Below are 7,571 nucleotides of genomic sequence, written 5' to 3' on the forward strand. Positions count from 1 at the left end.
ATTTAGCGACCGGTAATACGATAGGCGATGAGCCCCGCATACTCCTTGATCGCGGTATTGACCAGCGCGAGGTTGCGCGGCAGGTCCCAGCCAATACCGTCCGCGAAACGGCCGGTCCTGTAATCGACAGGATAGGCGACTATTTCGGGCCAGCCGGCCGCCTCGAAGCTGCGCATGGCGCGGGGCATGTGAAAGGCGCTGGTGATCAGCACCCATGTTTCGTCGACGCCCGGCGCAGCGAGTTCGAAACTGTGGCGGGCATTCTCGGCCGTATTGCGCGACCGGCTCTCGAACAGAAGGCGCGACGACGGCAACCCTTGATCGATGAAGAACTGCCGCGCGACGGCGGCTTCGGAATACGCGCTGCCGGCGACGTCGCGCAGGGCCCCGCTGCCGCCGGCGAAGAGGATCCGGGCTTGCGGGTAGCGCCGGGCCAATACGACGGCGCTGGTCAGGCGTTCGGCGCTTTCGTTGAGTTGTGTCTGACCCCAAAGCGACGTCTTGCGCGCATCCTCTGCGCCGCCGAGAACGACGATGCCGTCGACCCGCTCCAGCACCGGCGCTGGCGGGAATTGTGTTTCGAGTGGCCGCAGCAGCAAATCGCCAACCGGCAGCACCGCGAGCAGAACAAGAAGGGCAAGCGAACCACCAAGTGTCGCGCGGGCGCTTCGCATCCAGCCGCGAAGCATGGCGACCAAGGTCAGACAGAGCGCCAAAACGATCCATGTCTCGGGCCGGATTGCCAAGCCGACCAATTTCGCACCGATGAAGAACAATGTGTCCATCGGCGTCAGCCTCCTTCGAGAACGTCTTGCAAGGCCTTGCGATAGGCGGCGACAACGATTTCCTGATCGAACTCGCGCTCCATCTTTCGGCGCCCGGCCAGCCCCATGATCTCACGCTGACCGATTGGGAGCGCTACAAACCGCTGGCACGCCGCAGCAAGGCTTTCGCCGCTCCGCGCCGCGCAAAGAAAACCGGTGACACCATCCTCGACGACGGCACGGCAACCTGGAACATCGGTGGCGATCGTCGGGCGCGCCATGGCGGCGGCTTCGATCAGCGTGCGCGGTGCGCCTTCGCGATAGGAGGGAAGAACGACGCAATCGGCCTCGGCAATAAACGGGCGCACATCATCCGTTTCGCCGAGATACTCGATCGCTCCCTCGGCGCCCCACGCCTCGACTGTTTTCAGGTCGATGGCCGTACGATTTTCGGCACCGGGCGGGCCAAGCAACTGGAACCGGGCGCGTGGCATAGTCGATTTCAGTAGGCGCGCTGCTTCAACATATTCGACAACGCCCTTGTCGTGCAGCAATCGCGCAATCATCAGGAACACCGGCCCGTCGGCGCGCTCCGAAAACGGACCGGCAGAAAAATGTGCGAGATCGATCCCCGATCCCGGCAGAAGTCGCGCCTGACTTTCCCTGACGAGTTTCCGATCGAGAAAAAGGGCGAGATCGTCCTCGTTCTGAAAGAACACGACGGGAAGATCGCGAAAGGCGTAGCGGTAGAGCATCTCGGCAACACGTTGCAGCGTCCCGCCGGACAGGAACGCCGTTCCGAGCCCGGTGACGTTCGGAATGAACGGCACCCCGGCTCGCCGCGCGGCGATGGCGCCGAATATGTTGTTCTTGATTGTGTAGCCAAGGACGGCATCGGGCTGTTCGGTGCGAATGACATTCTTCAAACGCCTCGCGAGCATCGGGTCTCGAAACGGATTCAAACCCTTTGCATTCATGGCCAGCGGAACGAAGCGGCAGCCCGCAGCTTCGATATCTGCGACACTATCGTCGGGCGGAGCGAGAACCGTGACGCAATGTCCATCGGCGACAAAAGCCGCAACCAGCGGACGGCGGAAGTTCGAGATATTCCATGCCGCATTGACGGTCATCAGGATATGCATCGAGACCTTGGCGATTCACACTGCGGAAAAGACGCCGTCGTCATAGGAAGTAGAATGAATCCGAGGGAAAGCCGAAAATCCATGTCCGATAGGGCAGATAGCACGAATTGAAGTGCCACGACATGAACGTCCACACCACGAACGTCAAGGCAAGTGCGAGATAAGGCGCCGCCTGTAATAGCCGATTCTGCTGGCCCGGAAAAAGATAGGGGAGTCGGGCGAGGATTATCGTCTGGATTGGAACCAGATAATAGCCGTAACGATCGGCGATCACGGTCGAGACGAAAACGAGCGGAAAGATTGTCAGCATCATTAAAGATCCGATACTGACGAGCCGATAGTCCCTGGGATACAGGCGCGCCCAATGTCGAGCCGCCAGAAGAACGAAGAAGATACCGGTGACGAGCAACAAGCCGAGCCGAAACAACGCACCGACGGCGTCGACGCCGCTACCGACATAGCGTCCGATCGCCAGCTCGGCGCCGCTCCCGAGCAAGAGCGCAAAAACGCCGGGAATTGCAAGAATACCGGCGGCCACAAGACGTCGCGTTGTGTATCGGCCGCCAACCAGCGGCGCAAGTAACAGGAAGACGATCGCGCTTGTATGAAAAAGGCTGGCGATAACCGTCCAGAAGAGGAACGCTGCTAAACGCCTGTCGAGAAAGGCGGCGAAAGCGAACCCCATGATCCCGATTGCGGCAGCCTGACGAATGCCCGACATCGGCATATTGATGATCAGAATGGGAAAGAGCAGGATCAGGAAGCTGAGCGGGTCCGGTTGCCGTTTTGCGAGAGCATGCATGCCTGCAAAAAACAAAGCCGATGAGATAACGTTTAGCCACGGATACGGCAGATCAAATCCGTTGAGCAGACCGATGATTCCAATCCAGAGCGGATCTTGTACATCGAGAATTTCGCCGCCAGTCGTGGAGCTGAAAAGTCGATACTGATGTAGATAGCCCCACCAGTCGCAACCAACCTCGAATCGGAACGCGGAAAACAGGAACAATCCAAGAAGAACGGGAAAATAGAGCTGGTGTTGCAGCGTGGAATTCCCGATCGCCCGGTAGCCGACAAGGAAGAGAGCGCCCATGATCACGACATACAACATGGCTTAGGGACGCCCCCTCTCCGCGATCTTGCACAGCATCTCGGCCACCTTTGGGCCCCATTTCTGTAGGGAATAGTGTTCCTCGATCTTGCGGCGCCCGGCGGCTCCCATACGTCGTCTCAGTTCCGGGTCACTCAAAAGTATCGTCAATGCTTGGCGCCACTCGGCCTCCGTTGTCGCCAGGAATCCATTGACGCCATGCTCGACAATCTCGCAGTTCACACCGACCGGAGAGGCAATGACGGGAAGGCCACATGCCATATACTGAATCAATTTGTAGCCGCACTTGCCGCGCGTCCAGGGTGTGTCCGGGAGTGGCATGACGCCGATGGTCATCTCGTGCAGATCACGCAGTTCCGCCTGCTCATTCCACTTCCGGTACTCAAGGTCGGGCAATTCTGGAATCTGCTCGCCGGACCCAACAACGAGAACCCGGCCCGAGAACTCTCCAACCGCCTCCCTGAGGCCCTTCAGATGCGGCTCGACAAATTTCCATGTTGACGGCGAACCGATCCAACCCACGACCGGCCGCGCGCCTTCTTTGGCGGGCGTTGCTGGACAGTACGCTTCAATGTCGACAACCGTCGGGACGATTGTCGAATTTTGATTGTACTGACGCGCCCAATCCAGGAGATAGGCATTGCCACACATGTTCAGATGCGCACGCCGGACGACGGGCCCAAGTTTCTCGGACAACACCAACCTGACCGGCTTGTATCTGTGGAGGTCGTAGTTGTGGAAAACCGCATCATCAAGATCATAGATCAGCGGGATATTTCTCAAAGTCGGAAGGAGCTCGAACACTGAGGGAAGGAACGGAAACGTTTCGTAGTGAAGCCAGATTGCGTCGCAGTCCTTATACGTTAAAAGTACTCTAAGGCGATTTATATAGCTCGATAATACAACTTTCGAACTTGGTCTTTCGTTGGAGAATATGCTTTTCAGGTATGCATTGGGGAACAACGGAGATATGCAAAGATCCAGCCCGCATACTTTCAGGTATGGTTTATACTGAACAAATCTTTGTCGAGTGCTGGCGGCGAGGTCACCGTATTTGGTGAGCGCAAGAATCTTTCGAGACATAATGGATAAATTCGCACTTCTACTCTGGAGTGACGCCCATGACGGCGATACGAAGTCTGAAGTGAATATCGGAGCTGAAAGCCGCCATCATTCTTGGGTTTGAACCAAAAACTTTTTGTATCTGACGTTCGACACAAATGGAAAATTTCGGAGCGATACGGTTCAGAGGTGTGAACGTCTGGTTCTGGTAGTTGACTTCAACGATCTCCCCATGCGGAGAGAGCAACGATCTCATCTCACTTTCGCATAGCGTTGTCCTGTCAAAAGTCTGCGATGCCACATAACGATTGGACCAATCTCGATTTAGTCGCTTTGACATCTTCAGCGCACTCGCGATCAGTCGCTGGAGCCTGGACTCGACACTGCGGCTGTTTGTGAACGTTATGGACAGTTCCGCGTCACGATCCGCCAGCTCCTGAATTCGACGCAGCGCTTCCTGTATATCCGGGATGCTCATATAGGTCGTCACGCCCAGCATAAAAAATTGTTCGATTGTTCCGTCGAGGGGACTCAGAGCCGAGGCGCTCACCGTACCTACAATCCTACGGTCTTCCGGTATGCTTGAATTGTTCAGCATGGAACTGGAGATATCGACGGCCCAAAAATCGTCGAACGATATTTTTTTGTCGATCAGATAATTATAAAGCTGACCGGTGCCGGCGCCAATGTCGAGCACGATACCCATCGGCTGTCTCGCATTTTGCACGGCGGCCTTCAGACGCTCCTCAAAAAAATGCGCCAGAAAGCTGTTTTTCTGTTTGTCATACTTGAAGTTGTACGTGCTCGCTATGCTGTTGAAGAAATCCGCAACGGTGCTTCGGGTCATTGAACTACTCGCAGTTGTGAGATTTGACAGCAAACCCGTAGAACGGAATCGGATCGGTGTCATAGAAACTCTTGTGCCCGGAACCCGCGGCACTCGGGCCACTTCCCGCCTCGACCGAAAGTGGAAACGGCAAGAACCGCCATCGCTTACTCGCAGCCGTGTCGCTGTTCTTTTCGAGAGCAAATATTTTTGGGGAAGCCACCAGGCGAACCTCCGGGTCAGTCGATGTCCGGCTTGATCATCCACGCTTTGAGCGTGTCTCCGGTGCCGGTGATCGTCAACGCTGCATTCACCAGCCACTTCGCCGCCCGCAAGCTGTACGACCCTGAGATTCTCGACCGCAGCTCGTTGGACTCTTGAACCCGCACCGAACCGCTTGTGAGCTGACGCGGCGCCCCTGATCCGCAGCTCAAGACTGCTTTCAACCGTCCGAGATCGAGCCCGGTTGTTTCCGTCTTGAGGATTTCCAGGCCCGCCGACGTCCCGAGATTGGCGACAGACCGGCTTGTGTAGAAGCTGATATGTTCCGGATAGGCGATCATCCTGAACTCCTGTCCTTCGAGATAGCGCAGCACCGAATTGAAATTAGGCGTCGTGAGGTAAAACAGCCCGCCTCCACGAAGCATTTCGGTGATCGTGGATATTTCCTCAAATCCGTTGTTGATGTGCTCGAACACTTCGAAAGAAGTGACCACATCAAACTTCAGGGGGCCGAAGGTTGCAGCTTTCAACGCTCCAGTCGAAACGGAGATTTCCGCTGCTTCGCAAAGCGCAACGGCGGCAGGCGAATACTCTGTGCCATGGACCTCCCAGTCTCGCTTTTTCGCTTCGATCAGGAAATCTCCCTGTCCGCAACCCACGTCCAGAATACGATTGGTCTTTCGGTATTTCTCGAACTTGTCGAGAAGCCGGTTATAGCTCACGCGCGTGGGCGCGGGGCAATTTTTCCGAACGGAGTAGGCGTAGTTTGCGTAAAAGGCGTCAAGAACCTCGGCGGAGGGGATTCGCACGTCGAAGATAAAATGACAGCCGCCACAAACGAACAGGTTCTTCTCTTCGAATCCCGACAACGGACAGATGCTGCCCGATTGGCAGTTCGGACACCGCCGAAACCGGACCACGCCCTCGCTCGGTTCATTCTCGCCGTGCATTCCACCTCCTGCTATGAACGGTCAGCACCGCCCTGATGGCTTTCCACACATTGCCCTTTCGAAGCCAGGACTTCAGAAGAATCGAGGAGATCCTGCGCCGCAGATAGGACATTTGCTGCGGTCCAATCCGATGCATGTTTTCAGCCGCGCGCAGCAAGCTCATATAGCCACTCTCGACCCCGTCCAGACATGCCATCAAGGAATGGTCGGTTCAGCCTCACGATCCGTCGGCCCCTGAATTCGACGCAGCGCTTGCTGTATAGCCGCATACTAGGTGATCTTCCGGATCAGTGGTCCGGCTTGATCATCCACACTTTGAGTGAGTCTCCGGTGCCGGTGATCGTCAACACTGCATCACCAGCTACTTCGACATCTGCAGGCTATATGACCCCCAAGACTCTCGAATTCAGTTCATTGGGTTTTCAAACCCGTGCCGAGCCACACAAAGGGAGTCACGCACCCATTTCAGCCGAATGTTTCGGCAAGGCTTCGGCATAGGACTCGGTCATTCGAACTCCTAAGATCACAAATTGGTCATCTATTTTTTCGCCGGCCGCCGTCATATCCATCCTGCGGAATGCCTATCAGATCGCCAGTGTAGTGTTTCAGAAGTTCGTGCCTGAAGAGAAGCATCCCCAAATATCGCGCTCCAGCAGGAGTTAAATGTCCACCATCGTGAGAAATCAACTCATTGCTCGAAGGTGTGAAGATAGGACAGGCGCCCGACTTGTCGCAAACAACGTCATGGACATCCACAAACATGGACTTTGGCAGAGATTCGCGCATTGCTTGATTTATGCGCAGATGTTCGTCGCTGGAATGCAAAGAAAGTCCGGAAAGTTCGTCCTCAGACAGGCGAAGCAGTCTCCCTATCGAGAGGCGTCCATTACCAAACTGCTTCCGACCCAGAACAAGAACTGTCTGGTCTTTTCGAAAGCCGAATTTCGCTATCCTATTCGACAATGAACTTACGGCGTGTTCTTGCCAGTTAAACGCAAATATGATGATGTCTGCTTTCAATACTTGCCGCCTGATGCGCTCGTTTAGCAACTGGGATTGGCATTTTTTGAGGCCCATCTTTCCAATATCTCTGGAAAGGTCAGAAAGTTCCCATGCCATTTGGCAAGGACCGGAGACAAAAATCGCTGAAATCGCGTAGCCGGGAAAAGCTTTCGATTCACGAATGACGTTATAAAAGTCCTGCGAAAAGCTATCGCCAATTAGCAAGAGTTTCGGTCCGTGCGCCGGAAATGGTTTATCTCTTACCTCCTTGTCATAGCGGTGCATCACATAGTTGACCCGTTCACCGGAGGGTTCCTCGACAAGTACACGCTGATACTCAGGATAGAGGTCGACTAGGTTCTGTACTCATAAAGGGATTCCGCTGACAGGCGAAGCGTGATTCACTTTCTCTCTCGGTTTTCTGGGAGGGAGAGATGGGACGGTTCGATCTGAGCGATGCGGAATGGGCTTTAATCAAGCCTTTGTTGCCGA

The 7,571-nt window shown here is 55.4% G+C and carries 7 protein-coding genes; all 7 read right to left on the minus strand.

Features of this window, described 5'->3' with window-relative positions:
* Window positions 1-2: 2 nt before the first annotated feature.
* A complete protein-coding gene (locus Q7V31_RS04430; RefSeq protein ID WP_304732632.1) occupies window positions 3-785 on the minus strand; it encodes a YdcF family protein in 783 nt (260 codons plus the stop codon).
* 5 nt (window positions 786-790) lie between these two features.
* On the minus strand, window positions 791-1,906 hold the full coding sequence (locus Q7V31_RS04435) for a glycosyltransferase family 4 protein (RefSeq protein WP_304732633.1): 1,116 nt from the start codon (window positions 1,904-1,906) through the stop codon (window positions 791-793).
* A gap of 40 nt (window positions 1,907-1,946) precedes the next feature.
* Window positions 1,947-3,017: an EpsG family protein gene (locus tag Q7V31_RS04440; RefSeq protein WP_304732634.1), complete on the minus strand. Its 1,071-nt coding sequence runs from the start codon at window positions 3,015-3,017 to the stop codon at window positions 1,947-1,949.
* A gap of 3 nt (window positions 3,018-3,020) precedes the next feature.
* Window positions 3,021-4,100, minus strand: coding sequence for a glycosyltransferase family 4 protein (locus Q7V31_RS04445; protein WP_304732635.1), 1,080 nt, complete (start codon window positions 4,098-4,100; stop codon window positions 3,021-3,023).
* Between the two features lie 19 nt (window positions 4,101-4,119).
* Complete coding sequence (locus Q7V31_RS04450) at window positions 4,120-4,926, minus strand: class I SAM-dependent methyltransferase (protein WP_304732636.1); 807 nt, start codon at window positions 4,924-4,926, stop codon at window positions 4,120-4,122.
* A 218-nt stretch (window positions 4,927-5,144) separates the two neighbouring features.
* A complete protein-coding gene (locus Q7V31_RS04455) occupies window positions 5,145-6,077 on the minus strand; it encodes a bifunctional 2-polyprenyl-6-hydroxyphenol methylase/3-demethylubiquinol 3-O-methyltransferase UbiG (protein WP_304732637.1) in 933 nt (310 codons plus the stop codon).
* Window positions 6,078-6,611: 534 nt separating this feature from the next.
* Window positions 6,612-7,364 (minus strand): SGNH hydrolase domain-containing protein, encoded by a 753-nt coding sequence (locus Q7V31_RS04460; protein WP_304732638.1) that lies wholly within the window; start codon window positions 7,362-7,364, stop codon window positions 6,612-6,614.
* Window positions 7,365-7,571: the final 207 nt, after the last annotated feature.

The sequence above is a fragment of the Parvibaculum sp. genome (assembly GCF_030651915.1).
GTDB lineage: Bacteria > Pseudomonadota > Alphaproteobacteria > Parvibaculales > Parvibaculaceae > Parvibaculum.